The following is a 26,443-nucleotide window of genomic DNA, read 5'->3' on the forward strand; positions in this document are numbered from 1 at the left end:
CAACTTATAACATCGCTAAAAATTTTTTTGCGACCTCTTCTGCCCCCTCTTTTGTTCGGCAAATAATTAGACAGGTATCATCACCACAAATGGTACCCATGATTTGTTCCCAACCTAAATTATCAATTAAAATACCTACTGCATTGGCGTTTCCTGGTAGCGTTTTTAATACAATAAGGTGGTCTGTATAATCTAACCCAACAAAACTATCGATTAATATACGTTTTAATTTTTGTTCAGGATTAAAACGCTGATCAGCAGGTAAAGAATACTTATACTTTCCATTTGGTAATGGTACTTTCACCAAATGAAGTTCTTTTATGTCTCTTGAGACAGTAGCTTGAGTAACATTAAAACCCGCCATACGAAGTTCTTCTACTAATTCATCTTGGGTTTCAATCTCTTTATTTGCAATGATCTCGCGAATTTTAATATGTCTTTTCCCTTTCATTCAAATCCTCCACTAAGAGAAATTAATGTTATTGTATAATTATACATGAATTTAATATGAAAAAAAATGTATAATTAAGAAAGAAAAACAATCCTTACTTAGGATTGTTTTCTTAAAGTTCAATATGAGCAGTCTGAACAGTCTTGATGATGATATCCTCATAATCGGCTACTATATGTTTACTCTTTTTATAAAACATATACATTAAAAACTCGATATTTCCTTCTCCACCTTTGATCGGTGAATAGGTAAGCCCTTGAATATCATACCCTGCTTCTAATGCAAATGAGATGATATTCCGTAAAACTTGTTGGTGAATCTTGGGGTCTTTGATAATCCCATTTTTGCCCACAAATTCTTTTCCTGCTTCAAACTGGGGTTTTACTAACGCAACGACTTCTCCATTTGGAAGGAGTATGGTTTTTAAATGATTGAATATGATTTTTAAAGAGATAAACGATACATCAATGGTCGCGAAATTTGGCAGAGAGGAAACCAAATCTTCTTTTTTTAGATAACGAAAATTGGTTCTTTCCATGACATGGACACGAGGGTCTTGCCTTAATTGCCAAGCAAGTTGGCCATATCCAACATCAATGGCATAAACTTCTTTTGCTCCATGTTGTAATGCACAATCTGTAAATCCACCTGTAGAAGCACCTATATCCATTACCACTTTTCCTGTTAAATCCAAATGAAATGTTTCAATGGCCTTTAATAACTTTAGGCCACCTCTTGAAACAAATGGATGCAGTTCTCTTTTTACGTCGATTTTTGCTTCTACATCCACTTTTGTTCCTGGTTTATCAATCACTTGATCATCTACTTTAACTAAACCAGCCATAATACTACGTTTCGCTTTTTCTCTAGAATCAAAAAACCCTTTTTCAACTAAAAGAAGATCGATTCGTTCTTTTTTTGCCATCGTATTATGTCCTTTGTTTTTGAAAAATCATATTTTTTACTTGTTCTGCAATATGATCAGCAGTTAAACCAGCTAATTTCCGTAGCTCTGGAATACTTCCTTGTTCGATAAAACGATCGGGTATTCCCATCATTTTAACATGCATTTCTTTTTGATGTTCCGAATAAAATTCTAAAATAGAGCTACCAAAACCGCCTTTTAGCACACCTTCTTCTACCGTTAGGATATCCATCCCTTTATCTGCTAATTGTAATAGCAATTCTTCATCTAATGGTTTAATAAATCGGGCATTGATCACCATTGGTTCAATCCCAATTTCGGTAAGTTTCTTAGCTGCCTCCTCAGCCAGATGCACCATAGGTCCTACAGCTAAAATCGCTACATTTTTCCCTGGATGAACAATCTCAAATTTGCCAATGGGAATCACTTGAAATTCCTCATCTAAGTCTACACCCAGTCCGTTACCTCTCGGATAACGAACAGCAACAGGGCCATCACAATACTCGATTGCAGTATAGATCATATGTTGTAACTCATTTTCATCTTTTGGCATCATGATTGTCATGTTTGGCAAACTACGTAAATAAGCAATATCAAACACACCATGATGTGTTTCCCCATCTGCACCAACAAACCCAGCTCGGTCAATCGCAAAAGTTACATGAAGATTCTGCCTTGTAACATCATGGATTAATTGATCATACGCTCGTTGAAGAAAAGTAGAATAAATGGCAACTACTGGTTTCATACCGTCAACGGCAAGTCCTGCCGCCATCGTTGTTGCATGTTGTTCTGCAATTCCAACATCAAAAAAGCGTTTTGGATACATCGCCTGAAATAAAGTCAATCCGGTCCCACTTGGCATTGCTGCTGTAATGGCTACGATCTTTTTATCTTGGTCGGCAATTTTTACAATTGTACGGCCAAAAATTTCTGTATAACTTGGCGGGGAAGGTTTCTTAAGTACTTCTCCAGATTCCACTTTATATGGGCTTATTCCATGAAACTTGTCTGAATCTAATTCTGCAGGTTTGTATCCTTTCCCTTTTTTGGTTACTACATGAACTAATACAGGTCCTGGGGTTTTATCTGCCTGTTTTAGTGCAGTAAATAAGTCATGAAAATCATGCCCATTAATTGGTCCAAAATAAGTCAGTCCTAGTTCTTCAAAGAGGATTCCATTTAAAACAAGGTATTTTAAGCTATCTTTTATTTTTTCTGCTGTTTTTGCTAGTTTTCCACCTATTGCGGGAATTTTTTTCAATAATAACTCCAGCTCTTCTTTTGCTTTTTTGTAACGATTATCCGTTCTTAACTTACCCAAATAATTATGTATAGCACCCACATTTGGTGCTATGGACATCTCATTATCATTCAGAATAATCATCATATTTCTTTGTTCATGGCCGATATGATTTAATGCTTCTAAAGCCATTCCACCTGTCATTGCACCATCGCCTATGATCGCAATGACTCGATGTTCCTCACCTTTTAGATCCCGGGAAATAGCCATCCCTATTGCAGCTGATAAAGAAGTACTGCTATGACCTGTTTCCCAAATATCATGTTCACTTTCTGCCCGTTTTGGAAAACCGCTTAACCCTTTAAATTGTCTTAACGTATCAAATTGAGCCGCACGTCCCGTTAATATTTTATGTACATAGACTTGATGACCAACATCCCATATAAATTTATCTTTAGGACTATCAAATAAATAATGAAGGGCAAGAGTTAATTCGACTACACCCAAGTTTGATGCTAAATGCCCACCTGTTACTGATAATTTTTGAATCAAGAATTCTCGAATATCTGCCGCTAATTTTTCCAATTCTGGTATTGTAAGGGGTTTAATTTGTTTGGGATCTTTAATTCGACTTAAATCCATTATTCCCCCTCGCTTTCTGTTTGCCTTTTTTATTTCCATTAAATATGAATATATGCAATTTTTCTTCTAGAAAAGAAAAAAATTTCCCCACAAAAAGAATAATTTGGGTTGAATTCGTAATCGCAAAGGATTTACCTAATGCCTTTCCTCCAACGGTTAATGCAGCAACTGTTGCGGTAAAAGCGACAGATACAAGTGAATAGAGGAAAGTATTTTGCTTTATCCCAATATTTGACATCAAATGTAAAACGACGGCTGCAGTAGCTGTCCCACTAACGATCCCGCTTATGTCGCCGATTACATCATTACAAAAATTAGAAAACTTATCTGCATTACGTACGATACGAATCGCCTGTTTAGCACCTTTTATTCTTTCTGCAGCCATCGCATGAAATGGCTTTTCCTCCGCGGAAGCTGCAGCTAAACCTAACATATCAAAAAAAATACCAATAAAGATAATTACAAATACAATAAGAATACCAATACCAAAACTTACGCCTGCTAAAGCAAACGTAGAAACGATGCTAAAACTGGAAGAAAGTATCAAGGTTACAATAGCTATAAAAAAACTCCACTTGGCGGAGTCTTTAAATGAAAATTTCATTTATAGATAACCCCTAAAATAATATCTTTTCCTTCATTCATTATGTATGATGGAGTGGTAACTCTTTAGGTAAATGCTGTGGCTTAGGTCTAGTAGGTTTTCCCAGAAGGGGCACCTCTTTGTCGCCAAAGAGGCGGTTTCCCTTTACGCCCTTCTCAATGGTGTTGCCAACCATTGGACTAGATTACCACTTAGTCCACACTTTAATCCCTAAAGAGCCTCTTTTCGAACAGTCTAGGAGCTTTCCTCAACAATCCGTACCCTATTCCTAGCCTCTTTTGCAATATAGATTTCATATAGTTTAAGATGATTTTTTTGGCCAGAAAAATATCATCTTATCCTATAATCCCAAACTATATCACTCAAGGCAGGCTACGCTGCACACAAGTTTTAACTCGCATGCAGGTTCATACCCCAAGCCATAACAAGTTGGACAGTGCCTTCTTCCTACGCACTTGGGCCTCCGCGGAAAGAGGGTCAACGCCCACATGCCATTGTGGATCGCCCTCTAACCTTAACTCCCAGTATCGACCCCTGACTGGGCGTCAGAAGCCAACACCAAGAACTTCATCGATGTGCCCTTTGGCAGATTTTTAGGCCCGCCTTCAGAATAGGAGGATTGACTAGAAATACTGCACCACTCCAATTGCAGATTTTATTATACCATATTCGTCAAATCTTGAACAAAAAAGTAATAGGTAGAATTGGGAATCTTTATAAAGAGAGAAAAGATTCCTTTTATCATTTATCTCGAAAAACCATAAAATCGGCGATTTGATATAAATGTTTGGTTTTAATTCCAATATCTTGGATCATTTGTTTCGCCTCTTTTACCAATTTGATTACCTCTTCTTTAGATTCATCAATCCCTTTAAAATATGGATACGTAATCTTTTTGTTATTTTGATCACTTCCAACTCTTTTGCCTAATTTTTCACTATCGCCGATAACATCCAGAATATCATCCTGGATTTGAAAAGCTAGACCAATTTTTTGGCCGAACTGGGTTAGTTTTTCAATTTGTGTGTCGTTTGCTTCTGCAAGTAATGCACCCAAACGGATGGAGAAAACCAATAAATCTCCAGTTTTATGAGTATGGACATAAATTAAATCTTGGAAAGTAGATTTTCCCTGCTCCCCCAAAGTATCCAATACTTGTCCCCCAACCATTCCTGATGCCCCAGCATATTGTGCAAATTCCTCAATCATTTGGAGCCTGATATCGGGAGATAGGTGATTGAATTTTCTTAGATATTTGGCCATATTACCAAATGCGTGAGTAAGGAGAGCATCTCCTGCTAAAATGGCCAATGCCTCACCATATACTTTGTGATTGGTCAGTTTACCTCTACGATAATCATCATTATCCATCGCAGGCAAATCATCATGAATTAAAGAATAAGTATGCAATAATTCCAAATTAATGGCAATTGGCAGGATTTCATTGCTATTTTTCCCAAAGGCTTCATAAGTAATCATCGTCAAAATTGGGCGGATTCGTTTTCCTCCAGCAAGTAAAGAATACTCCATTGCTTCTTTTAATATAGGTGGAACATTGTCAGATGGTAGAAATTGGGGGATCATTTGGTTAATCAGTTCTGCTTTTTCCGCTAAAAATTGATGAATTGACTCCCGTTTCCCTAGTTCCATCATTCCACCTCTTCTTGTTCAAAGGGTTTCTTTAAGAATTCCCCATCCTTTTCTAATAAAATCTCTATTTTTTGTTCGATATTATCCAATTTTTGGTGGCATCGTTTTGCCAACTTCATTCCTTCCTGAAATAAATCAATGGCTAATTCTAGGGGAACATTTCCCGACTCCAATAGATCTACAATTTTTTCTAGCCGTTCTAAAGCTTCTTCAAAAGTTAGTTCCTCCATTTGTTCATCTGTTAAGAACTCATGACTCATCTTTTTTTTCCTCCAAACCCCATACTTGGCAATCCAATGATCCATCCCATAAATCGAGATGGATAATGTCGCCAAGATTTACATGTTTTACTGAACGAATCAAAGATGACCTATTCTCATTATATAAAACAGCATATCCCCTTTGTAAGACTTTTAAAGGACTTAAAGCATCCAGTTTAGCTAATTTCATCGCTAATTGTTCTTCATAACGTTTTTTATAGACCTTCATTTCCCGAATTAATTGTTTTTTGAGACGTGTAACCGTTTCTTTTGCATATTTTATTTTTTGATTTGGCCTTTCTTGTAATAATCGGTGATGTATAGTGGTGAAATTTTCTTTTTTTATCGAGATATTTTTTAAAAGTGCATATTTCAGTTTTTCTTCGATACGATCAAGCCTTTGGGAATATTCATTCCATTGTTGCTTTGGTCTACGAAAGACTGTCGAACGTAAAAGGTGGTAAAAAGAGTTTTTTGCTTGTTCTAATTCTTTTAATAACTGTCTTTCTAATCTCTTTGTTAAATATGCCACATGTACCTTTAATTCATCGATATGGGGAACCGCTAATTCCGCAGCAGCAGTTGGGGTTGCTGCTCGTACATCGGCAACAAAATCAGCAATGGTAAAATCAGTTTCATGTCCAACTGCACTTATGATTGGGATCTGGGACTGATCGATACTTCTAGCTACAATCTCTTCATTAAACGCCCAAAGCTCTTCGATGGAACCGCCCCCACGTCCCACAATGAGTAAATCCACTTTACCATAGCGATTAAAGGTTTCGATGGCTTGTGCGATCGATTGTGCTGCTTCTTCTCCTTGGACTAATACTGGAATCAGCAACAAATTGACTATTGGATATCTTCGTTGAATGGTGGTGATGATGTCTCTTATCGCTGCACCAGTTGGTGAAGTAATAATTCCAATCGTCTTGGGATAAGGGGGTAAAGGCTTTTTCTTCCTTGGATCAAACAGGCCTTCGTTTTCTAATTTTTGTTTTAATTGTTCATAAGCCAAATACAATTGCCCGATTCCATCAGGTTGCATTTCTTGAACATATATTTGGTATTGTCCATCTCTTTCAAAGATGGAAACATATCCACGACAAATTACTTTTGTCCCGTTTTTAGGTATAAAACGCAAAAGACGATTGTTTCTCGTAAACATAACCGCTTTAATTCGACTATTCTCGTCCTTTAACGTGAAATACATATGCCCACTTGCATGATGAGTAAAATTGGATATTTCACCACGAATCCATATTTCCTGAAGGATTGGATCTTCATCCAAAAGGTTTTTAATATAATTTGTTAATTCACTTACGGAAAAGATAATATTCCCTTGGTCCACAGATCCCCCTCCTATTTATCGTACTATTTTAAATGATGGATATTCTTAGCAGCTTCAATTGTATTCTTTAAAAGCATCGTAATCGTCATCGGCCCGACTCCTCCCGGAACAGGAGTGATATAGCTAGCAATATCTTTTACTTCTTCAAATTTAACGTCTCCAACTACCTTTCCATTTTCTAATCGGTTTGTACCAACATCAATGACGATCGCGCCAGGTTTGACATATTCTTTTGTAACCATTTCAGGTTTCCCTATAGCTACAACTAAGATATCTGCTTGTTTTGTTATTGTTTTTAAGCCTCTCGTTTTTGAATGAGTTATGGTTACCGTTGCATTTTCTCTCAACAATAATAATGAGACAGGTTTGCCAACAATATTACTTCTTCCAATAACAACGGCGTGTTTCCCTTTTATCTCTGTTCCAGTCTGACGAATGAGTTCAAGAATTCCATGAGGCGTACAAGGTAATAATGAATCTTCCCCAATAGCTAGCTTGCCAACGTTGACGGGATGAAAGCCATCCACATCCTTCACTGGTGAGATCGCATTAATGATTGCTTTTTCATCGATTTGCTTTGGTAAAGGAAGTTGAACGAGGATACCATGAACATTTTCATCTTGATTTAATCGATGAATTTCCTTTAGTAATTCTTCTTGAGATGTGGATTGATCCATACGAATCACTTCCGAACGGATCCCAATTTCTTTACAGGCTTTTTCTTTCATATTCACATAAATCTGAGACGCTGGATCGTCACCGACTAAAATGACGGTCAAACCAGGATGAACTCCCTGTCTTTTTAATTCCTCAATTTCTCGTTTTAAATCTTCTCTGATCGATTTTGCCACTTCTTTTCCACTAATAATTTGGGCTGACATATTTTTCCCCTCCTAATTTCCAATTCCCTCTACAGTAGTTTATAAAGATATTCTAATTTTGGAAAGAACTTTTAAGTAGATTTTAAATAATGGTTTAAAGCAATATTGGCAACGCCAAACGCATTATCTCCAGAATATGTAGGATTTGCAAAAAATAATTTAGCACCAATTGTGGGTTTCTCAAGCATTTTGACTAACTGTTTTCTTATATACTGATTTTGAGCGACACCTCCTACCATTAATATCTCCTTAGGAAAAGCTGCTTCTATGGCATTTTTTAATGCTTTGCCAATCGATATAGCAATATGGTGTTCAATCGCCCTTGCAATTTGATTCGCAGGTACTCCCTTTTCTAATCTTCTTTTTGCCTCTGTTTCAGCACCAGAAAAGTGAAATGAAAAGTTCTTCACTGTCGTTGGAATCCGTTCAAAATCATCGGTAAGTGTAGCTGCTAGTTGCTCAATATTTTTTCCTGCAGGAAAAGGATACCCAAGTAATACCCCAATCCGATCGATAAATTGTCCTGCATGAAGATCCAATGTGCCCCCAATTTGTTCAATTTCGTACCCGTTTCCATTTTTCATCACTTTTACTGAAAGGATCTCACTAGTTCCACCTGATAGATGAACCGCTAAAAAATGAGATTGCTCTGGTGATTCATCGCTACTATAGATTCCTGCTGCGATATGTCCTTCTTGATGAGTAGTATAATAAATAGGGATAGAAAATGTTGCAGAAATACTTTCCGCCACTGTTACACCCACTTGAAAAACAGGCATATAAGAACCTTCCACAGGTCTTGGAGAACGACTGACAGCAATTGCACTTAATCGATAATCTTTCGTGATTGTATTTGCCTTAAACAGTTCTGGTAAGTTCTTAATATGCTGAAACACAGCTTCCGATTGTTGTAGACCACGTTTACCTAGTTTTACCTGAAGGAGCTTTTTTGCTTCGTAGAGAATTTTTCGATTTTCATCAATAAAACAGATTGAAGTCATATAATTGCTCGTATCGATTCCTAAAAATACTTTTTTCTTCATAGTTACCCCTAATCAATAATCTGAATTTTTTCTTTTTCCCATTCTGGATGATCTTTGACCATTGAGCCAAGAACGCCATTGATAAATTTTGATGACTCAGATGTACTAAAGGTTTTTGCTAACTCTATTGCTTCATTAATAGAAACACGAACTGGAACATCTTTTTTAAACATTAATTCATATACTGTCATTCTTAATATTGCTCGGTCAATATTCGCAAGTCTCTCAATGTTCCAACCTTTTAAATATCGGCTTATTTTTTGATCAATCCGTTCAAGATGTTCTAACACACCATAAATTCGATCCTCCATAAACTCTAAATCATGATCATCGATACTGTTTTCGTCAATCGTCGTATGGATCGCTTCATTTGCTTCTGTTTTCGTTAAATCAATCTGATACAAAATTTGTAAAATTTTCTCTCTAAGTACTCTTCGTTTCACAATTATTGCTCCTTTTATAAAATTTTATTTTTTTCTTATATCATACCGTAATTGAAAAACCACCATACAAAGGTGGTTAGAAAAGGTTATTTAAAAAACTTGTCGGGTAAGATCTCTTCAAGTACATCATGCAAGTCTTCTTTTCTATCCAATTTATGTCCTATATAAAGACCCGCTAAAACAAATCCAATAAAAATGAGTGTCTTAATGAAACCGACAAATAAATAGATAAAACCAACAACGAATCCAATGAATAAACCTAAAATTTTCCCAGGATGTTCTTCCCATATTTTAAACAGCATAAACATTCTCCTATTCTACGAGAACTTTTTTGTTAGTAGACTGACTCACATTAGAAATTACAATATGAACTTGTCCAACGGTAATACCAGTAAGCTGTTCTAATCTTTCTTTTACTAACTCTTGAATCTCTTTTGTAATTTGAGGAATAGGTGTTTCTCCATCAAATACGATCTTAACGAGTACCGACATCGTTCCCTGTTCGTCAGGTCTTACTTTTGCTTTTAACTCCCGTATCCCTTTTATACGAGAAGTGATTTTTGTAACTAGATTTTCTAATGTTTCCATGGAAATCTTTATCTCGCCAATTTCCGAATGTTTGCTAATTGGTAATACTTCTCTTCGCTGAAGGCTTTTTGTGATTAGATATAAACTAATGAAAAATAAGATTAGACTAATAATAAGTACGCTTGTCTTCACATCCGATTGATTAAAAAATTGAGTAAGCCATTGATTCAATAGCATCGGATTAAATAAACCAATCCCAATTACGATTACAAATAATGAAATAAGCATTAACGATAAACTAGCTAAAAACAAAACCAAGCGATCAAATAGTTTCATTTCATTTCCTCCCAACATTTTACCCCCTGTCATAACAGGGGGGATGATATATACTTTGTTCTCCTTGTTTTCGTTACATCAAAATGAATCCATCGATATGTACATTTATTTCAACAGCCGTTAATTTTTGTGATCATATCGATGATATGGAGGGGAGATTTGAATGGTTCCATAAAAATACCTCCCATCGTCTATTTTCCATTATAACAACGGGAGGCAAAAATTACAATTTTACCTTCTTTAATTGTTTAATTCCTTATGTATGGGATATTTCTCTAAAAACTTGGTATCAAACTCACCTTTTATAAATAATTCATGTTCGAATAGTTTTAAGTGAAATGGAATTGTTGTCTTTACTCCAGTCATTGTAAACTCACTTAATGCCCGTTTCATCCGGGAAATAGCTTCTTCTCGATCTCTTCCCCAAACAATGAGTTTCGCAACCATCGAATCATAGAATGGAGAAATGGTATAACCAGGATATACTGCACTATCTACCCTTACTCCTAAACCGCCAGGTGGTAAATAAAAGTCAATCTTTCCAGGGGAAGGCATAAAGTTTTTGGCTGGATCTTCAGCATTAATTCGACATTCAATTGCCCAACCATTAAACTTAATATCCTCCTGTTTAAAGGAAAGGGGTTCTCCAGCAGCAACACGAATCATTTCTTTGATAAGATCTATTCCAGTTATCAGTTCAGTAACAGGGTGTTCCACTTGAATGCGAGTATTCATTTCCATAAAGTAGAATTGATCTCCATCCAATAGGAATTCAATGGTACCGGCTCCATGATAATTCACCGCTTTTGCAGCCCTAACTGCAGCTTCACCCATTTTCTGCCTTAACTCTGGTGTCAACGCTGGTGAAGGGGCCTCTTCTACTAGTTTCTGGTGTCGCCTTTGGATTGAACAATCTCTTTCTCCTAAGTGGACAACATTTCCATATTTATCGGCAATAATCTGAATTTCAATATGGCGAGGATTTTCTAAATATTTTTCAAGATAAACCCCTGGATTGCCAAAGGCTTGTGCTGCTTCTTGTTGAGCCATTTGTATCGATTTTCTCAATTCTTCAGGATTGTAAGCGACTCTCATTCCTTTGCCACCACCGCCAGCAGTAGCCTTAATAATCACGGGATAACCAATCTTATCAGCAATTAAAATGGCCTCTTCAACATCTTCAATTAATCCATCAGAACCTGGTACAACTGGAACACCGGCTGCCTTCATCGTTTCTTTTGCAACGGCCTTTTCCCCCATTTTCTTTATCGCTTCAGGAGATGGTCCGATAAATTCAATCTGAAATTCAGAACACACTTCTGCAAAATCAGGATTTTCTGCTAAGAAACCATAACCAGGATGAATCGCATCTGACTCCGTCAATTTAGCAACCGAAATAATATTAGCAAATTTTAGATAAGAATCTTTCGATGCTGTTGGCCCTATACAATAAGCCTCATCTGCCATTTTTACATGAAGAGCGTCCTTATCTGCTTCCGAATAGACAGCAACTGTATGAATTCCCATTTCCTTACAAGCCCGAATAATTCGAACAGCAATCTCGCCACGATTCGCTACTAAGATTTTTTGGAACATAGAAATCTCCTTCCTAGTCAACCTTTACAAGGAATAAAGGTTGATTGTATTCCACGAGCTGTCCATTTTCTACAAGTACCTCAACAATTTCTCCTTTTACTTCAGCTTCAATTTCGTTAAACAACTTCATTGCTTCTACAATACAAACAATCGTTTTCTCATTAACGCGATCTCCAACTTTTACATATGGTTCGGCATCAGGTGCAGGAGCACGATAGAATGTGCCTACCATTGGAGATTTAATTTGATGAAGTTTATGATCGATCGCTTTCTTTTCTTCTTTTGTCACCTGAGCTAATTGAGGAGTTTCTTTTGGTTCAGCATTTTGCACAGTTGGTGCTACTTGAGTAACAGATGTAGGTTGAACAACAGGTGTTTGTTCCATTACAACAGTTTGAGGCTGTGGTGTTACCATTGAAGTTACTACTTCTGCACTTTGTTTTCTAATCGAAATTTTCGAGTCTTCATGTTCCAGTTCAAATTCTTGGATACTGGACTGGTCAATGAGTTTAATGAGTTCCCTAAGTTCGTGGATTTTGTACATCACCTTTTCCCCCTTCAAAAAACATTACCATGATTATAGCATACCTTTATCTCTAGTGGTAAGACCACAAAAAAAACTTACCATTTATGTATTCAACAAAAAAGCTCGATCTCCTGCAGATCGAGTAATATTTTTTATAATTTTGCGAAAATTTTTTAACTTTTATACTTTATTCAAAACTAAGATTCAATTGGCTTAATATGAACTTTTGTTGCTGGTATATCTAAATGTTCACTTACTAATTTAATAATGCGTACTGCTTCTTCATTTTTTACGTTTTTTGCTTGTAAAATCACATCAACACCATTATCATTCGTAATCACAATTGCATCCTTATAACCATCGGCAATTAATAATTTTTCAAGAACAAGTTCTTGTTCTTCTAAGGACTGTAAACGTTCAATCTTATCCTGAATCTTCGCCATTGCATCAGCAGAAGCATTGGATTTAAGCATCGAGTAATATTCGTCAAGTTGTTTACTTCTCATATTTTTCTTTTCATATTTTAATCCTACAAAGTAATCACTTGTGTTCTCGCCAATTTCATCAGTCATCTGCGAAACATCGGTTGCATCATTTGTTACGATTTTATCCACTGTTGTTTCATTCTTGACATCTTGATTTACCAATCTTGTTGGATCGATGGGTTCGGATACAAGATAATATACGGATAAAACAACCATAACGGTTAACATTGTAAGTACCCATACTGTTTGTTTTGATTTTTCAATCTTCTTTTTCATTGAAATATCCTCCCTTTCATTAACCTTTTTTTGGTAATATTGCTATTTTATAAGGTGGAATGTCGAGTAAGCGTTGGACAGCTTCTGCAATCATCGTTTTTACTTGGACCTTATCAGCACCTTTCGCAACAATCACAACCCCCCTTACTCTAGGTTTTAATGTTTTTAGAACCAAAGGTTGTTCTTTATTCTCTGATTGGTATAAGACGACTTGATCATCTTTTTTCACGTCTTTAATTTCTCTTGTACCCCCTTGTTTATCTTGTTCTTTGGTATTTTGCTCAGAATAATTTTGATTTTTTTCTACTACGATTTCTTCAGTAGAATCCAGGTTTACTTTTACAGTGACCTCATCCACACCGATCATATCCGTTAAGATTTCTGTAATTTTATTTTCATAAAGCTTTTCATAGTCTTCCATTGTTTTAGGATGATCATCTTTATTGATAATTCCAGCTGTTTCCTTTGAAGGAGGCAGAGGCTCATTTTCTGGCATAACCTGTTCTGTAATATTGAAAAAGGAAGATAAAATCATAATCCCTATCCCAATAAGCAGAATTAAAAGAAGCCAATACAATTGTTTCTTACCCTTGCTTAGGTGATCACCTCCTAATAGTTTTGATAACCAACTCTCCTGTTTTTCACCGCTCATAAAAACCCCCCCTAACCCAAATCATGCCCAATCCTAAGCATAATTTGTTCTTCTTTTAATCCCCATTGTTCCTTAATCACTTGCACGATCTGTTCTCTTAAATGAGAATCATCCTTTGTATTTTTTATTTCCTTGTTATCATTTGAATATATTTGGTTTAAAGGTTTGTCAGTATTTACGGATACGATTTCTACATTCTCAATCTCTTTGATTTCTTTTTTTTGTTGATTCATTTCATCCCTTTTGCCTTTAAGTAAGTCAATTTGGACATTCTCAATTTGCCAACTTAAATTTTCATTTACTTTTGCTTTAAGAGCTACGTTACGAACCGTTACATTAAAACGATTCTCTAATAAAGAAGTTAAGTGTTGTTTCATCGATTTTTCTACTTGCTGGATTAAGCTCTGCTTAAATTGTTGATTCAGTTTATTTTCATTTTTTGCCATTTCTTCCATTACAGGGATATTGATATTGGCATCTGATAAAGCTTTTTCATTGATTTTTTGGATCATTGTTTGTAGAGAGAATTCTTTTGAGATAAGACTTAAAATCGGTGTAATCATCGATAAAATAACAATTAATCCTAATACCATTTTTGCATACTTTTGCATGTTCGCTGTTGGCAGCAATAAATCAACAAAAGTAGCCAGTAAAACCACTAGAATAATGTTTTGAAGCCAATGGCTTATCCATTCCATCATCTGCATACACCTTACCTCATCATAACAGTAATATTACCTGCCGAAATAATAATCGTTAGTGCTAAAAAGAACATTAAACCTACGGTTGCTAATGCCGCAAAAACAAAGATTAAATTTTTTCCGATCATATTTAAGGTTTCATTCATTGGATTATTGCCTAAAGGTTGCATAATCGCTGAAGATAATTGATAGATAAAAGCTAAAGTTAAAATTTTAATAGATGGGAAAACTACAATTAATAAAAGAATCAGAACTCCTGCCATTCCTACTGCATTTTTTACAAGCAATGATGCGCTAACTACAGTATCTGTCGCATCGGCAAACATTTTTCCCACTACGGGAACAAAATTGCTTGTTATATATTTTGCCGTTCGTAAAGTAACACCATCAGCGATTGAAGCAGTTGCTTCATGTACTGAAATCACTCCAAGAAAGATGGTCGTAAAGATTCCTAGCGCTCCAATACTAATATTGCGCAGAAGCTTGGCCAATTGTGAAACTTGATATTTTTCCGATACTTTGCTTACAATCGATAAAACAGCTGAAAAGAAAATTAAAGGAAAGATGATTTTATAAATCATCGCACCAATCACATGGATTAAAAAGATGATAAACGGGTGAAACATTGCTGCTGAGATAACTCCCCCTGATGAGGCTACAAGGGCAAGGACTAAGGGAATTAATGCAATCATAAAATTGATCATTTCTTGAATGGAATCTTTTGCAGAATTGATCGCAACAGTAAAACTATTAATCGCAATGATCATCACAACCATATAGGAGATATAAAACGCCACTTTACTCACTGTGCTTTGCTCAAAGGCAGTCTGAATGTTTTGCAAAACCGTACTAAATACCGTAAGTAAAATGATCGTCCCGATCAATTTGCTGTTGTAGAAAATTTCGTAAAAAATATATTTAATTAACCCCATAAAAAAAGATTGAAATTCAAAATGATGACCAGGTACCACAAGATCAAACAAACTTTTTTGGTTTTCGGGAAAAAAACCACCATATTGGTTCATCAATTTATCCCAAAATTGTTCAATTTTTTGTGTATTTACCTGTTTAAGTTGCTCTTTTACCATTTCGTCCAAATTGTTCTCTGCTAGAACTGTTTGTGAAGAAAATGTAAGAAAGACAACGAAAAATAGAAAAAAGACAACTAGATTTTTGTTCATTTTGATCATCCTTTAAGGTAACAATTGGATAATGGTTTCAATAATTACAGTAATGATTGGGATCGCCATGACAATAATTAAGATTTTGCCTGCAAGTTCAATTTTAGAGGCGATGGCTCCTTGCCCAGCATCTTTTACCATTTGCGCACTAAATTCTGCAATATATGCAATTCCAATAATTTTTAAAATCGTTTCTAGGTAAACCATATTAATATTCGATTGGACGGCTAATCTCTCTAACACTTGAATGGCTGATGAAATCTTACCGATAAGAAAAAGAAAAATTACAATTCCAGTAAATAAAGCAATTAAAAAAGAAAATTGGGGTTTTTGATCGTTTAACAGTATTGCTAATATTGTTGCAATCAACCCAATACCAACAATTTGAATAATTTCCATATTGAACAACCTCTTTTAAGGTTAGTGAAAAAGAAACACTCTCTGAATTTCTTGAAATAAATCATTGACAAATGAGGCAACCATAAAAAGAATAACAACAAAACCAATCAACGTAACCCAATGGGCAACATCTTCTTTTCCCATTTGTTTTAAAATCGTGTGTATCATTGATAAAATAATACCGATCCCAGCAATCTGAAAAATGGTATTCACATCAAAGCCCATAGATTCACCGCCTAATACATTAGAATTACAATTAACAACCCTAATAAAACACCTAAGTTTTTACTTAATTTTTCATATATTTTTTGCTCATCTCGTGCTAATTCTTCTTCTGTTTCTAGTTGTTGTATAGTTAATTGGATATGTTTGATTTGATCGTTCTTATCCGTCATTCCTAATGTATGGCCATATTGGAGCAGAATTTGCTTATCTTGGATCTTTAATGAGGTTTTGGAGAATATCGCATCAATCGCTTTTTGCCAACATTCAAACGTTGAGATGGCATCTTGATCCCGTAAATTTTTCCCCATTTCTTGAAATAATTGGCCGATGATGCCAGGGATCCGTTCACCAATTAAGTCCATAGCCAAATGAAGTGGTCTTGAACTATAGGCAATTTCCGTTTCAAGCATTTGTAGTCCTTGGCGAAGATAACGTAATTGTTTTGGCCTTTCATGGTATGATTTTGCGATAATCATTCCACCATATGTGGAGGCAGCAATGATTAATGTTGAACCGATTAGTTTAAGCATACGCCTTCTCCCTAAACACTGAGTTTAATTCTTCATCAAGAATACGCTCAATGGTTCCTACACCTTGATTTCTACTTAAGATGACATAGCGAGTAAAAGCCCTTTGCTGAATTAATGAAGAAATCGAAGGACGCTTTGCTATATCTGCAATATTGCTTCCATGTGCTGTAGCAATGACAGAAACCCCTGCATTTCGCGCTTCAAAGATTGCTACAGCATCTTCATTACGACCTATTTCATCGACAATGAGTATTTCAGGTGACATAGAACGAATCATCATCATCATTCCTTCGGCTTTTGGACATGCATCTAAAACATCTGTGCGGGGTCCAACATCATTTTGGGGAACACCAAATACACACCCGGCAATCTCAGACCTTTCATCGACGATCCCTACTTTTTTGCTGGAAAATCCAAGGCTTTTAATCCCTGAGCTTAATTGTCTTGCAATATCTCGCAGAATCGTGGTTTTTCCACATTGAGGCGGAGAGATAATCAAAGTATTATGAACCTTTTCCCGGTCTAATAGCAAATAGGGAATGACTTTATCAGCAACACCGATTTTTTGTTTTGCAATTCGGACATTGAAACTAGAAATATCTTTGATTGTTTTTACTTCACCATGTTCAAGGATCACTTTCCCGCTAATCCCAACTCGATGGCCTCCACTTACGGTAATATATCCTCGTTTTAACTCTTCATCCAAGCGGTAGATCGAATGGTTACTAATTAAATTCAACATTTTCACCATATCTTCATGCGTAACAATATAAGCTTCCTGTTCTTTTAACGTCATTTTTCCTTTAGGCGAAAGAAAAGCAAATTGATTCAAGTAAGAAATTTCTAATGGACGGTTCTCTCTTAAGCGAATTTCTTCTATTTCTTTTGCTACTGATGATTCAAGCGTTTGTATGAGTTGTCTTATAGGATTTGGGAATATGGCTAATATCTCTTTTTTCATTTTGTCCCTCCTGTCCATTATCATTCTTCACTAATACATATTCTGACTTGGACAAATTATGCTAGGAAAAAATTAAAAAAGGTTTGTATATTCCAATGCTTATGGAAATATACAAACCCTTAGAACCACTGGCTTGTATGTTCTATAAGCTGATTCTTTAGAGCGTGATTTCCCACCAACCTTATTTACGGAAAGCCGTAAGGTTAGGAGCAGTGTTAGAACATACAAGCCATTTCAAGAAAAAGCTCAATATTTAAAATATATATTCTTTTTTATGTATTAGCCATTGATTCTTCATCGTTCAGGATAAAAACATGCTCACAGTTTGGACAAACCACATTTGTAGGTCCTTCATCTTCAAATAAATCTTGATCAACCATGATCAATTCGTGGCAAGATGGACATTCAACTTCAAAATATTGAATATCGTCATCCTCTTCTTCGTCATGAGTCTCTGTATCTTCTTCATCTATAACATCGAAATCAGGCTCATCATAATAATCCACTTCTAAATCATTAAGATCATCATCAATCGCTTCAACATATTCTTCTAATTCTGTTAATCGATTCGTTGTATGCTGTAAGTTTTCGTTTAGTTCCGTTATAACATCTATTAATTCTTGGAGAAATTTTCCTTCCTTTTTATTTTGGAATAAATCTAGACCTTCGGCTAGACCTTGTAAATAAGAAATTCTTTCTTGGATTCGATCCATGTAGATACACCCCCTATAAATTCATCTTTTATAGTATGTACCTTAATGAAATCGTTTATCCTACTTTCCTGACCGCATATAAAATCAAACCGACACCAATAAAAATCACCAATATTTTACCATATGACAATTTATCAGAGATTCCAACTAAGCCAATGGCTGTCGTAGATAAAAGAATCGTAGGACCTAGAAAAGCAAGCAGAGAATTAACCATTAACGCTTTACTGATTTCATTTAATTTTAACATAATCATCCCCGCTAGTAATTCCATTAAACCAGAAAAAAAGCGCAAAAACGCCATACCGAGTACGAACTTGTTTACATCCCTCATGCTTCCCCTCCATAAATCTCGTCGTTTTTCCCTATTACTACTAATATGTTTGATTGTCCAAGAAATGCCATAAATGTCCATCTAAGAACTTTTTCTTGCCTAACGCATATATTAATGGCATGGGGAATCATCCCCCATATAAGGAAGGTGAGGGAAAGATGTATGTCGATGTCATTCCCACTGTAGATGAGATGAAGGTTGAAACTCTTTATAAAAAAACAGTCATCATCGTCGATATTTTTCGAACTACCACAACAATGATTACTGCGTTAGCCAATGGAGTAAAATGGATCATTCCTGTTGAAACGATCGGCCAAGCAAAAACGATGAAAAATATCAAAAGTAGCGTCCTTTTGGCCGGTGATCGTTTTTCTAAAAAAATACAGGAATTCGATTTAGGAAATTCACCTTTGGAATATATATCATCCACAATGAAAGATAAAAAAATCATCATGACTACAACGAATGGAACAAGAGCTATGCAAAAGGCTGGAAGAGCTGAACACATTCTAATCGGCGGATTTATAAATGGGGATAGCTGTATCAGTGAGGCACTAAAGTTAAAACGGGATCTTGTGATATTATGTGTGGGAAATCGAAACGAATTTGCGTTAGAAGATGGATTAGCTGCTGGATTTTTCATCGATTTATTGTTGAAAAAATCGGATCAGTCCTATGAGATCAATGATTTTGGAAAAGCTGTATATGGGATGTACAAATATTACGAGGATAAACTCCCTGATATTTTGAAAAATACAGAAACAGGAAAAAAATTAACTCAACTAGGATTTACAGAAGACATCGATTTTAGTAGTCAGCTTAATCTTTATTCCATTTCCCCGATTTATGATCCTTCCTTAAATAAGATAAAACCCTCTTCAGATTGAAGAGGGTAGTTTTTTTTAAGCTCTTGATACATAAGATTCAGTACGTGTATCAATAATCACTTTATCTCCTACATTAACAAAAAGGGGAACTTGGATTTTCAACCCCGTTTCTAAAGTTGCGGATTTAGTAGCACCTGTTGCAGTATCTCCCTTGATGCCAGGTTCTGTTTCAATCACTTCAAGAGTCACGGTATTTGGTAGATCAATACCAATAATTTCACCTTGATAGCTAATGATGAATACATTCATATTTTCTAATAGAAATTTTTTTTCTCTTTCTAATCTTGAAGCAGGAATAGAGATTTGATCATAGGTGTTGGTATCCATAAAAATATAATCATCGCCACTATTATACAAGTATTGCATTTCTTTCGTCTCAATACGAGCTCTTGCAATTTTTTCTCCAGCACGGAATGTTTTTTCCTGAATGGAACCAGTGCGTAAGTTCCTTAATTTTGAGCGAACAAATGCTGCCCCTTTACCAGGTTTTACATGTTGGAAATCAATAACTTGCCAGATATCTCCGTCTACTTCAATCGTTAATCCTGTTTTAAAATCATTGGATGAAATCATGAAAAAACCTCCTAAATTCTATATTTCATTTCCTATTCAATAATGATTAACTCTTTTGGTGAATATGTTAATACCTCTCTACCATAGTCAGTAATTAATACATCGTCTTCAATGCGAACGCCGCCAAATTTAGAGATATAGATTCCTGGTTCGATGGTAACGACCATACCTGGTTTTAAGATTACATCACTTTTCATGGAGAGTAAAGGACCTTCATGTACATCCAAACCAATTCCATGCCCAGTACTATGACCAAAATATTTACCATAACCATAACGGGAAATAATGGATCTTGTTAAATCATCCGCTTCTTTACCTGTCATCCCTGCTTTTACATGGTTTATACCATTAACCTGCGCTTCCAAAACGATATTATATATTTCTTTTTGTTTTTCATCTACTCTTCCTATAGCGATTGTACGAGTGATATCGGAGACATATCCTTGGTAGATCGCACCAAAATCGATCGTGACAAAGTCCCCCACTTCGATTCTCTTTTCACTAGCAACACCATGAGGAAGGGCGGAGCGATATCCTGATGCTACAATGGTATCAAAACTGGCTCCTTGTGCGCCAAGTTGACGCATCTTATATTCTAATTCTAACGCCACTTCAACTTCACGTATTCCAGGTTTTATTAAGGTAAGGATATGATTGAAAGTCTGATCCACAATCTGTGCTGCCTTACGAATCAACTGAATTTCTGTTTCATCTTTTATCATTCGCAATTGTTCAATCACTTGGGATAGCGGGACGAGTTTCATGGGCGAAAAACTTTCTTCAAACTGTTTATATTGTGAATATGTAACATAATCTTGCTCAAATCCTAAGGTATGAATCCCTGTTTTTGTGACTAATTCTTTTAATTTGTTTATTAGTGAACTTTCTTGATTAATAATAGTAAAATTTCGAGCCTGATCGGTCGCTTGTTCGATGTAGCGAAAATCAGTAACAAGAAAAGCCTCATTTTGAGTGATAAGTACAGTGCCCGCACTTCCTGTAAACCCTGAAATGTAACGCCGATTACTTAAGCTTGTGATTAACATCCCATCTAAATTTCGCTCTTTCAACACTTCCCTTAAACGCAAAATTCGTTTCTCCATCCCATTTTCACCTCCTTCTACCCCTGTTTAAAAAGATCAACAAAAAAATAAAGGGCTGCTATATAACCAAACATCCCTAAACCCGAGATTTGACCAATAGCTACCGGGGCAATCACCGATTGGTGGCGAAAGGATTCACGTTGATATATATTGGAAATATGAACTTCAACTGTTGGGATTTTTGTTCCTGCAATCGCATCCCGTATTGCATAACTATAATGAGTAAATGCACCTGGATTTAAGATTAACCCATCATAGGTACCCATACCCTCATGGATTTTGTCGATGATTTCTCCTTCATGATTGGATTGAAAAAAAGTTAACTCAACATCAAACCTTAGCGCCAAATCATTCATTTGTTGATGCAACTCTTCTAATGTAGTCGTTCCGTAGATTTGGGGTTCTCGCTTCCCAAGAAGATTTAAATTAGGTCCATGCAGAACTAAAACTTTCTTTTTCATAACCCTCTCCTAAATGGCATTTTTTCTCAAATATTTTATCATAATTCTAGCTATTTGAATAGCTGCATTTCCTAAATGTTATTTTGTTGATCTTCCTCTTGTTCGAGGTTATTAAATTCGCTAGAAAGGGAATAACCAATAAACAATCCTGTGAGGATATACAAAGATAACATCACTGAATTGGTATTTAACCCTAGTTCACGGACTGGTTTTGTCAAATGAAATATTGGATTGAGAACATAAAAAACAAAGACCCATAAAAAGAAACCATAGCCAATTCCAACAAAGGGGCTTGCATATTTTATTAAAAATTGTGCATAAAAGAAGGAAAAAAGTAACGTATAGATGATAAAAAAACCTAAACCAATAAAATGACCTTGCCACTTTAAGACATACTCAGGTTTCAATATAGGTTTTGCATAGATGGAGGGACCAACGTCTGTAAACTGAAGGTAATAGGCAGCTAAAGATAATAAACCCCAAATCATCCCTGCTGCTAAACCTATTTGAATGGCCATCCTTCTTTTTTTTTGTTTATAGGTCATTTGTTTGGTAACCACTACTACTCATCCATTCCTTAATAATTTCTAGAATTTCTCCAATCGCTTGATCAATTTCTGCATTATTTTCTGGAAGATTCCATTCGTTTTCAGCAAACAGTTCATAATACTCTTCGTCTGTATTTTGTAAAGGAATGATTTTTTCTGCTTTTATGTTTTTCCCACTTTTTAATTTTTCCTCAAATTTTGTCTTATCGATCTGAATACTATCTTTAGGGAATGTAAAAGCAAATAAAAATCGTGCCTTACGGTAATCGATTGGATAGATTTCTATTTCCACATAAGGGCTATCCTCAGCTGCTAAGTCTTTGCGCGCATGAATCAAAACATAAGAATCATTCAGCGCTGCACCTAAAGGTTGTTCAATAACAGTATGAACCATAGAAACAGGAATTTCTTCATCAAGTAAATCGATAAACCGTTTAATAAATAGTTCCATAAACAACCTCCTACATAAAAATGGGAATTCTTTTACTATTATTTTGGAAAGAGAGTAAAGATATACACTATTGCACTATTTTCGTAACAAGGTCAAGGAATTCATTGGTTTCAAGCCAAAATCATGTTAAAATCTAAGATAAATCTGAAGAATAAGCTTAAAGTATTGTGAGGTGAACTTCGTTGTCAAAACAAACCTGTCCATTATATGGTGGGCAAGCCGTTATTGAAGGCGTTATGTTTACAGGCAAAAATGTATCGGTGACTGCCATACGACGAAAAGATCAAACTCTTGAATTTTTTACAATGAAAAATATTGAGAATAAAACGCTTCATAAATTAAAAAAGGTTCCATATCTAAGAGGGATTATCGCTCTTTTTCAATCGATTGCAAACGGTTCAAAACACTTGAATTTCTCAGCAGAACGATTTGACGTAAATCCTGGTGAAGAAGTTCAACCAACTACTTCCAAACTAACGATGATATTAGGGGTAAGTATCGTTGGTATCCTATCATTCATTTTTGGGAAACTTTTATTTACTGCTTTACCTGCTGCTTTGGCGCAAATTCTCTTTGGAACATTGGTTCCTAATCAATTTATCAATAATCTCATTGAAGGATTAATCAAGATTCTTTTATTATTGGGTTATATTCTTGCGATTGCTACAACCCCTTTTGTCAAACGATTGTTCCAATACCATGGAGCAGAACACAAGGTTATTAATACTTTTGAAGCTGGGGAAGAATTAACCGTTGAGAATGTAAAAAAACATTCCCGTTTTCATTATCGTTGTGGCAGTAGCTTTATGATTCTAACTGTAATTATCGGGGTATTGATCTATTCGATTTTTAATGTATATTTCCCTTACCATTCGATTTGGGATCGCGTTTTGCAAAGGATTATTTTGATTCCGGTCGTTATTGGGGTATCTTATGAATTTTTACGATTTACTAACGCGGTTAGAGATATCCCGATCTTAAAATGGCTTGGGTTACCTGGAATTTGGTTACAACACTTTACAACAAAAGAACCAGATCCTAAACAAATTGAAGTATCTATTGCTTCCTTTAAACGAATGATTGAACTCGATACAACTCCAGATGAAGGGTTACTGATAAAATAAGAAAAGAAGGGAATGAATGAGTTGGGAAAAAAAAGAGTTCTCTATTGGCTAATCTTGGCGCTATTTATCATTGGAGTAGCCCAATCTATCCGCATCAACCCTTCAGGCATCCTAATTCCTCTAATTGTTTTTAGTACGATCTACTATTTTTATAAACATCCTGAGAAAATGAATTGGATACTTAATCGGAATCTATCTCATTATTCTCGGCAAATGAAAGGTGCGAAAAAAAGAAGAATAAGCCGCTTTACCGTAATTAAAGGAAATAAAGATGATAAAAAGCCGTAATCCCTTACGATTACGGCTTGATCTTTACGCCTGAGATTTTTTAGATCGATATATTGAGACATACTTGACAAAATTCCATTGGTTAAAAAATTTCTTAGCTGAATTCACACCAGATATATATAATTTTTCCCTTTGCTCTTTTGAAATATCAAATTCTGTTGTCTTTGTTCCAAGGGTATTGACCATGATTGTTCTTACGAAATCCTGTTCTTTTAAATGAAGCATATCATGTGCATCCATCATTGTCGTGATCAACGCATAGCCTAATGAAAAAGGTCCTTTTATCATATGTGGCTTTCCTGTTTTTTCAGACACGAGGCGAAAGCCAAATGTTGGCCATTTCGGGTAAAATTCACTATCAAATATCCAAACAGGAAAGTTACTCAATATTCCCCCATCAACAATATAATGATAACCTTTCTTATTTCCATCATTCGTCTTTAGTCGGACTGGTTGAAAGAAAAAAGGAAGACTTGTACTCATTCTTACAGCTTTTGCAATCTCAAACGTGGATGGTTCAATGCCAAATTGAATAAGATCATCGGGGAGTTTGAGGAGTGTACCATTAGTAATATCAGATGCGATAATATAAACAGGTTTTTCCAAATCTTTAAACACTCTTACACCTTTTGCCAATAATTTCTCCCTAATCCATTCTTCCAGTGCATCACCACTATAGATACCAGAGTATCTTAATAAATTCGTCATTGGACCAATAAAAGGAACATGTAAGATTCCTTTTTTCCGTATAAATTTCTTGTAGTCCATCTCCATCATGATTTTTTTTAATTCTTCAGATGTATATCCTGCTGCTAAAAAAGAAGCAATAATTGCTCCAGCCGATGTTCCTGCTAATCGTTTCCATTCGTATCCTCTTTTTTCCGCTTCATAAATAGCTCCGATTAAACCAATCGCTTTGACACCACCACCCTCGATCACGATATCCGCATACATAAAAACACCTCCATACATTCCTATTTAAATGTATGAAGAAAACAAATAAAAAAGACTGTCACGTAAATAACAGCCTTCACTTATTCCCTTATCATCTATCGCCTTTTTAAATTGATGGAATTGATCAATGAAGTCTTTGTTTAGTTTCAAATACATGACCAATCATTGGATCGCTTCAATCGATTCCAGCTAAAATGGTGTTCAATTCCTTCTACATCTTGAAAGATCAACTTTTCATCCTCAATATTCCCCAGTTAAAGTATAAGAATTAATCCCCGATATTTTTCGTAATCAGGTATTCGTCCTTGTCTAGTTTTTGGATCATTTTAGTCACGGAAGAAGAGCTGACTTTAAGTGCTTCAGCAATATCAAATTAAAACCAACTTGTCCCAAACCACTTTGTTAGATATACCGTAATTTTAGCCATTTGATTGGTAAATAGCAAAATTCCAATAAATACAAGTAAAGCTCCACCGATTTTCATCACTTTTTCTGAATAACGAACAATCCATTTTGTAGAACCGATAAAAAAGGCCATAATAAAAAATGGGAGAGCAAAGCCAATACTATAAGCAAGTAAATAGATTGTGCCCTTTGATGGATCTGTTGCGGCTAAAGCTAAAATAAGGGTTAAAATTGGCCCTACACAAGGTGTCCAACCAGCGGCAAAACTAATCCCAATAAACAGAGATCCTAAATATCCTGTTGGTTTATTTTTAATCTCCATTCGCCGTTCTTTCATAAGCCAATTCCATTTAACAAAACCCCCTAGGAATAATCCCATGACAATCATTAATATTGCGCCGATTTTTCGAACAATATCCTGAAATTGATAAAAAAGATCCCCAATTAGACTAGCACTAAAACCTAAAGAGATGAAGATAATAGAAAAACCGATGGTAAAAAATAATGTATGATATAAAGCTCGTTTTCGAATATCTCTTTGATTAAAATTGTTCTTCAATTGGTCCACAGAAATCCCTGTAATATAAGAAAGATAGGAAGGGTACAAAGGCAATACACATGGAGAAATAAAAGAAACAACCCCTCCAATAAATGCTAACCAGAGATTCAAATTCCCACCATCCACACCAAATCTCCTCCTAGACCAATTTCATACC

Annotated in this window: 34 protein-coding genes and 1 pseudogene; 3 read left to right on the forward strand and 32 right to left on the reverse strand. The window is 35.5% G+C overall.

Translation table 11 applies throughout. The features are described 5' to 3' along the window. Window positions 1-4: 4 nt before the first annotated feature. From ahrC to ACMW72_RS05775, 24 genes are all read right to left on the reverse strand, one after another. On the reverse strand, window positions 5-451 hold the full coding sequence (gene ahrC, locus ACMW72_RS05660) for a transcriptional regulator AhrC/ArgR (protein ID WP_418367873.1): 447 nt from the start codon (window positions 449-451) through the stop codon (window positions 5-7). Window positions 452-563: 112 nt separating this feature from the next. After that, entirely contained in the window at window positions 564-1,376 is an 813-nt protein-coding gene (locus ACMW72_RS05665) for a TlyA family RNA methyltransferase (protein WP_418367874.1), read from the reverse strand. A 4-nt stretch (window positions 1,377-1,380) separates the two neighbouring features. After that, window positions 1,381-3,261: a 1-deoxy-D-xylulose-5-phosphate synthase gene (dxs, locus tag ACMW72_RS05670; protein WP_418367875.1), complete on the reverse strand. Its 1,881-nt coding sequence runs from the start codon at window positions 3,259-3,261 to the stop codon at window positions 1,381-1,383. Then, window positions 3,242-3,865: a hypothetical protein gene (locus tag ACMW72_RS05675; protein WP_418367876.1), complete on the reverse strand. Its 624-nt coding sequence runs from the start codon at window positions 3,863-3,865 to the stop codon at window positions 3,242-3,244. Before ACMW72_RS05675 ends, dxs begins: the two co-directional genes overlap by 20 nt. Before the next feature lie 741 nt (window positions 3,866-4,606). After that, entirely contained in the window at window positions 4,607-5,518 is a 912-nt protein-coding gene (locus ACMW72_RS05680) for a polyprenyl synthetase family protein (RefSeq protein WP_418367877.1), read from the reverse strand. Continuing rightward, a complete protein-coding gene (xseB, locus tag ACMW72_RS05685; protein ID WP_418367878.1) occupies window positions 5,515-5,775 on the reverse strand; it encodes an exodeoxyribonuclease VII small subunit in 261 nt (86 codons plus the stop codon). The genes ACMW72_RS05680 and xseB overlap by 4 nt, the downstream gene beginning before the upstream one ends. Beyond that, the gene (gene xseA / locus ACMW72_RS05690) at window positions 5,765-7,126 is read right to left on the reverse strand and encodes an exodeoxyribonuclease VII large subunit (protein WP_418367879.1); all 1,362 of its coding nucleotides are present in this window, start codon (window positions 7,124-7,126) and stop codon (window positions 5,765-5,767) included. Before xseA ends, xseB begins: the two co-directional genes overlap by 11 nt. A 23-nt stretch (window positions 7,127-7,149) precedes the next feature. Then, on the reverse strand, window positions 7,150-8,007 hold the full coding sequence (gene folD, locus ACMW72_RS05695) for a bifunctional methylenetetrahydrofolate dehydrogenase/methenyltetrahydrofolate cyclohydrolase FolD (RefSeq protein ID WP_418367880.1): 858 nt from the start codon (window positions 8,005-8,007) through the stop codon (window positions 7,150-7,152). A gap of 71 nt (window positions 8,008-8,078) precedes the next feature. Beyond that, the gene (locus tag ACMW72_RS05700) at window positions 8,079-9,050 is read right to left on the reverse strand and encodes an O-sialoglycoprotein endopeptidase (RefSeq protein ID WP_418367881.1); all 972 of its coding nucleotides are present in this window, start codon (window positions 9,048-9,050) and stop codon (window positions 8,079-8,081) included. Window positions 9,051-9,058: 8 nt separating this feature from the next. After that, window positions 9,059-9,493: a transcription antitermination factor NusB gene (gene nusB / locus ACMW72_RS05705; protein ID WP_418367882.1), complete on the reverse strand. Its 435-nt coding sequence runs from the start codon at window positions 9,491-9,493 to the stop codon at window positions 9,059-9,061. Window positions 9,494-9,579: 86 nt separating this feature from the next. Beyond that, complete coding sequence (locus tag ACMW72_RS05710; RefSeq protein ID WP_418367883.1) at window positions 9,580-9,795, reverse strand: DUF2273 domain-containing protein; 216 nt, start codon at window positions 9,793-9,795, stop codon at window positions 9,580-9,582. Window positions 9,796-9,805: 10 nt separating this feature from the next. Continuing rightward, window positions 9,806-10,357, reverse strand: coding sequence for an alkaline shock response membrane anchor protein AmaP (amaP, locus tag ACMW72_RS05715; protein WP_418367884.1), 552 nt, complete (start codon window positions 10,355-10,357; stop codon window positions 9,806-9,808). A gap of 240 nt (window positions 10,358-10,597) precedes the next feature. Beyond that, a complete protein-coding gene (accC, locus tag ACMW72_RS05720; RefSeq protein WP_418367885.1) occupies window positions 10,598-11,953 on the reverse strand; it encodes an acetyl-CoA carboxylase biotin carboxylase subunit in 1,356 nt (451 codons plus the stop codon). A 13-nt stretch (window positions 11,954-11,966) separates the two neighbouring features. After that, complete coding sequence (accB, locus tag ACMW72_RS05725; protein WP_418367886.1) at window positions 11,967-12,497, reverse strand: acetyl-CoA carboxylase biotin carboxyl carrier protein; 531 nt, start codon at window positions 12,495-12,497, stop codon at window positions 11,967-11,969. A 179-nt stretch (window positions 12,498-12,676) separates the two neighbouring features. Beyond that, window positions 12,677-13,240 carry a SpoIIIAH-like family protein gene (locus tag ACMW72_RS05730; RefSeq protein WP_418367887.1) on the reverse strand — a complete coding sequence of 188 codons (564 nt, stop codon included), beginning with the start codon at window positions 13,238-13,240 and terminating at the stop codon, window positions 12,677-12,679. Window positions 13,241-13,259: 19 nt separating this feature from the next. Further along, a complete protein-coding gene (gene spoIIIAG / locus ACMW72_RS05735) occupies window positions 13,260-13,892 on the reverse strand; it encodes a stage III sporulation protein AG (protein ID WP_418367888.1) in 633 nt (210 codons plus the stop codon). 11 nt (window positions 13,893-13,903) lie between these two features. Next, a complete protein-coding gene (spoIIIAF, locus tag ACMW72_RS05740; RefSeq protein ID WP_418367889.1) occupies window positions 13,904-14,593 on the reverse strand; it encodes a stage III sporulation protein AF in 690 nt (229 codons plus the stop codon). 11 nt (window positions 14,594-14,604) lie between these two features. Beyond that, window positions 14,605-15,774: a stage III sporulation protein AE gene (spoIIIAE, locus tag ACMW72_RS05745; RefSeq protein ID WP_418367890.1), complete on the reverse strand. Its 1,170-nt coding sequence runs from the start codon at window positions 15,772-15,774 to the stop codon at window positions 14,605-14,607. Between the two features lie 12 nt (window positions 15,775-15,786). After that, the gene (gene spoIIIAD / locus ACMW72_RS05750) at window positions 15,787-16,173 is read right to left on the reverse strand and encodes a stage III sporulation protein AD (protein ID WP_418367891.1); all 387 of its coding nucleotides are present in this window, start codon (window positions 16,171-16,173) and stop codon (window positions 15,787-15,789) included. A 21-nt stretch (window positions 16,174-16,194) separates the two neighbouring features. After that, a complete protein-coding gene (gene spoIIIAC, locus ACMW72_RS05755; protein WP_418367892.1) occupies window positions 16,195-16,398 on the reverse strand; it encodes a stage III sporulation protein AC in 204 nt (67 codons plus the stop codon). 11 nt (window positions 16,399-16,409) lie between these two features. Beyond that, window positions 16,410-16,928, reverse strand: coding sequence for a stage III sporulation protein SpoIIIAB (gene spoIIIAB, locus ACMW72_RS05760; protein WP_418367893.1), 519 nt, complete (start codon window positions 16,926-16,928; stop codon window positions 16,410-16,412). Then, window positions 16,921-17,889 carry a stage III sporulation protein AA gene (gene spoIIIAA, locus ACMW72_RS05765; protein ID WP_418367894.1) on the reverse strand — a complete coding sequence of 323 codons (969 nt, stop codon included), beginning with the start codon at window positions 17,887-17,889 and terminating at the stop codon, window positions 16,921-16,923. The genes spoIIIAB and spoIIIAA overlap by 8 nt, the downstream gene beginning before the upstream one ends. A 272-nt stretch (window positions 17,890-18,161) precedes the next feature. Further along, on the reverse strand, window positions 18,162-18,602 hold the full coding sequence (locus ACMW72_RS05770) for a CD1247 N-terminal domain-containing protein (protein WP_418367895.1): 441 nt from the start codon (window positions 18,600-18,602) through the stop codon (window positions 18,162-18,164). A 55-nt stretch (window positions 18,603-18,657) separates the two neighbouring features. Further along, window positions 18,658-18,933: a YqhV family protein gene (locus ACMW72_RS05775; protein ID WP_418367896.1), complete on the reverse strand. Its 276-nt coding sequence runs from the start codon at window positions 18,931-18,933 to the stop codon at window positions 18,658-18,660. A 158-nt stretch (window positions 18,934-19,091) separates the two neighbouring features. Here ACMW72_RS05775 and ACMW72_RS05780 point away from each other — a divergent pair, with 158 nt between their 5' ends. Next, the gene (locus ACMW72_RS05780) at window positions 19,092-19,820 is read left to right on the forward strand and encodes a 2-phosphosulfolactate phosphatase (protein ID WP_418367897.1); all 729 of its coding nucleotides are present in this window, start codon (window positions 19,092-19,094) and stop codon (window positions 19,818-19,820) included. Window positions 19,821-19,835: 15 nt separating this feature from the next. Here the strand turns inward: ACMW72_RS05780 and efp are convergent, their stop codons facing one another. The 5 genes from efp to ACMW72_RS05805 all read right to left on the reverse strand — a co-directional run bounded on the left by efp (window position 19,836) and on the right by ACMW72_RS05805 (window position 22,956). Beyond that, window positions 19,836-20,393 carry an elongation factor P gene (gene efp / locus ACMW72_RS05785; RefSeq protein ID WP_418367898.1) on the reverse strand — a complete coding sequence of 186 codons (558 nt, stop codon included), beginning with the start codon at window positions 20,391-20,393 and terminating at the stop codon, window positions 19,836-19,838. A gap of 32 nt (window positions 20,394-20,425) precedes the next feature. Continuing rightward, complete coding sequence (locus ACMW72_RS05790; RefSeq protein WP_418367899.1) at window positions 20,426-21,496, reverse strand: M24 family metallopeptidase; 1,071 nt, start codon at window positions 21,494-21,496, stop codon at window positions 20,426-20,428. 17 nt (window positions 21,497-21,513) lie between these two features. After that, window positions 21,514-21,957, reverse strand: coding sequence for a type II 3-dehydroquinate dehydratase (aroQ, locus tag ACMW72_RS05795; protein ID WP_418367900.1), 444 nt, complete (start codon window positions 21,955-21,957; stop codon window positions 21,514-21,516). Between the two features lie 71 nt (window positions 21,958-22,028). Next, window positions 22,029-22,517, reverse strand: a complete 489-nt coding sequence (locus ACMW72_RS05800; protein WP_418367901.1) for a YqhR family membrane protein — start codon at window positions 22,515-22,517, stop codon at window positions 22,029-22,031. Continuing rightward, entirely contained in the window at window positions 22,492-22,956 is a 465-nt protein-coding gene (locus ACMW72_RS05805) for a hypothetical protein (RefSeq protein WP_418367902.1), read from the reverse strand. Before ACMW72_RS05805 ends, ACMW72_RS05800 begins: the two co-directional genes overlap by 26 nt. Before the next feature lie 182 nt (window positions 22,957-23,138). Between ACMW72_RS05805 and ACMW72_RS05810 the strand changes: the two genes are divergently transcribed. Beyond that, window positions 23,139-24,080, forward strand: a complete 942-nt coding sequence (locus ACMW72_RS05810; RefSeq protein ID WP_418367903.1) for a DUF1385 domain-containing protein — start codon at window positions 23,139-23,141, stop codon at window positions 24,078-24,080. Between the two features lie 21 nt (window positions 24,081-24,101). Then, on the forward strand, window positions 24,102-24,368 hold the full coding sequence (locus ACMW72_RS05815) for a hypothetical protein (RefSeq protein ID WP_418367904.1): 267 nt from the start codon (window positions 24,102-24,104) through the stop codon (window positions 24,366-24,368). A gap of 24 nt (window positions 24,369-24,392) precedes the next feature. Here ACMW72_RS05815 and ACMW72_RS05820 read toward each other — a convergent pair whose 3' ends face one another. From ACMW72_RS05820 to ACMW72_RS05830, 3 genes and pseudogenes are all read right to left on the reverse strand, one after another. After that, entirely contained in the window at window positions 24,393-25,322 is a 930-nt protein-coding gene (locus ACMW72_RS05820) for a patatin-like phospholipase family protein (RefSeq protein WP_418367905.1), read from the reverse strand. 275 nt (window positions 25,323-25,597) lie between these two features. After that, a pseudogene (locus tag ACMW72_RS05825) lies at window positions 25,598-25,692 on the reverse strand (transcriptional regulator MntR); the annotation flags it as partial. A gap of 3 nt (window positions 25,693-25,695) precedes the next feature. Continuing rightward, window positions 25,696-26,412 carry a cytochrome c biogenesis CcdA family protein gene (locus ACMW72_RS05830; protein ID WP_418367906.1) on the reverse strand — a complete coding sequence of 239 codons (717 nt, stop codon included), beginning with the start codon at window positions 26,410-26,412 and terminating at the stop codon, window positions 25,696-25,698. Window positions 26,413-26,443: the final 31 nt, after the last annotated feature.

The organism is Tepidibacillus sp. LV47 (genome assembly GCF_048381575.1).
Lineage (GTDB): Bacteria > Bacillota > Bacilli > Tepidibacillales > Tepidibacillaceae > Tepidibacillus.

Excerpts from the sequence above, each read along its gene's own strand:
- ahrC (WP_418367873.1), bottom strand. The coding sequence starts at position 451 with ATGAAAGGGAAAAGACATATTAAAATTCGCGAGATCATTGCAAATAAA.
- ACMW72_RS05665 (WP_418367874.1), bottom strand. The coding sequence starts at position 1,376 with ATGGCAAAAAAAGAACGAATCGATCTTCTTTTAGTTGAAAAAGGGTTT.
- dxs (WP_418367875.1), bottom strand. The coding sequence starts at position 3,261 with ATGGATTTAAGTCGAATTAAAGATCCCAAACAAATTAAACCCCTTACA.
- ACMW72_RS05675 (WP_418367876.1), bottom strand. The coding sequence starts at position 3,865 with ATGAAATTTTCATTTAAAGACTCCGCCAAGTGGAGTTTTTTTATAGCT.
- ACMW72_RS05680 (WP_418367877.1), bottom strand. The coding sequence starts at position 5,518 with ATGATGGAACTAGGGAAACGGGAGTCAATTCATCAATTTTTAGCGGAA.
- xseB (WP_418367878.1), bottom strand. The coding sequence starts at position 5,775 with ATGAGTCATGAGTTCTTAACAGATGAACAAATGGAGGAACTAACTTTT.
- folD (WP_418367880.1), bottom strand. The coding sequence starts at position 8,007 with ATGTCAGCCCAAATTATTAGTGGAAAAGAAGTGGCAAAATCGATCAGA.
- ACMW72_RS05700 (WP_418367881.1), bottom strand. The coding sequence starts at position 9,050 with ATGAAGAAAAAAGTATTTTTAGGAATCGATACGAGCAATTATATGACT.
- ACMW72_RS05710 (WP_418367883.1), bottom strand. The coding sequence starts at position 9,795 with ATGCTGTTTAAAATATGGGAAGAACATCCTGGGAAAATTTTAGGTTTA.
- amaP (WP_418367884.1), bottom strand. The coding sequence starts at position 10,357 with ATGAAACTATTTGATCGCTTGGTTTTGTTTTTAGCTAGTTTATCGTTA.
- accC (WP_418367885.1), bottom strand. The coding sequence starts at position 11,953 with ATGTTCCAAAAAATCTTAGTAGCGAATCGTGGCGAGATTGCTGTTCGA.
- accB (WP_418367886.1), bottom strand. The coding sequence starts at position 12,497 with ATGTACAAAATCCACGAACTTAGGGAACTCATTAAACTCATTGACCAG.
- ACMW72_RS05730 (WP_418367887.1), bottom strand. The coding sequence starts at position 13,240 with ATGAAAAAGAAGATTGAAAAATCAAAACAAACAGTATGGGTACTTACA.
- spoIIIAG (WP_418367888.1), bottom strand. The coding sequence starts at position 13,892 with ATGAGCGGTGAAAAACAGGAGAGTTGGTTATCAAAACTATTAGGAGGT.
- spoIIIAF (WP_418367889.1), bottom strand. The coding sequence starts at position 14,593 with ATGATGGAATGGATAAGCCATTGGCTTCAAAACATTATTCTAGTGGTT.
- spoIIIAE (WP_418367890.1), bottom strand. The coding sequence starts at position 15,774 with ATGAACAAAAATCTAGTTGTCTTTTTTCTATTTTTCGTTGTCTTTCTT.
- spoIIIAD (WP_418367891.1), bottom strand. The coding sequence starts at position 16,173 with ATGGAAATTATTCAAATTGTTGGTATTGGGTTGATTGCAACAATATTA.
- spoIIIAC (WP_418367892.1), bottom strand. The coding sequence starts at position 16,398 with ATGGGCTTTGATGTGAATACCATTTTTCAGATTGCTGGGATCGGTATT.
- spoIIIAB (WP_418367893.1), bottom strand. The coding sequence starts at position 16,928 with ATGCTTAAACTAATCGGTTCAACATTAATCATTGCTGCCTCCACATAT.
- spoIIIAA (WP_418367894.1), bottom strand. The coding sequence starts at position 17,889 with ATGAAAAAAGAGATATTAGCCATATTCCCAAATCCTATAAGACAACTC.
- ACMW72_RS05770 (WP_418367895.1), bottom strand. The coding sequence starts at position 18,602 with ATGGATCGAATCCAAGAAAGAATTTCTTATTTACAAGGTCTAGCCGAA.
- ACMW72_RS05775 (WP_418367896.1), bottom strand. The coding sequence starts at position 18,933 with ATGAGGGATGTAAACAAGTTCGTACTCGGTATGGCGTTTTTGCGCTTT.
- ACMW72_RS05780 (WP_418367897.1), top strand. The coding sequence starts at position 19,092 with ATGTATGTCGATGTCATTCCCACTGTAGATGAGATGAAGGTTGAAACT.
- efp (WP_418367898.1), bottom strand. The coding sequence starts at position 20,393 with ATGATTTCATCCAATGATTTTAAAACAGGATTAACGATTGAAGTAGAC.
- ACMW72_RS05790 (WP_418367899.1), bottom strand. The coding sequence starts at position 21,496 with ATGGAGAAACGAATTTTGCGTTTAAGGGAAGTGTTGAAAGAGCGAAAT.
- aroQ (WP_418367900.1), bottom strand. The coding sequence starts at position 21,957 with ATGAAAAAGAAAGTTTTAGTTCTGCATGGACCTAATTTAAATCTTCTT.
- ACMW72_RS05805 (WP_418367902.1), bottom strand. The coding sequence starts at position 22,956 with ATGGAACTATTTATTAAACGGTTTATCGATTTACTTGATGAAGAAATT.
- ACMW72_RS05820 (WP_418367905.1), bottom strand. The coding sequence starts at position 25,322 with ATGTATGCGGATATCGTGATCGAGGGTGGTGGTGTCAAAGCGATTGGT.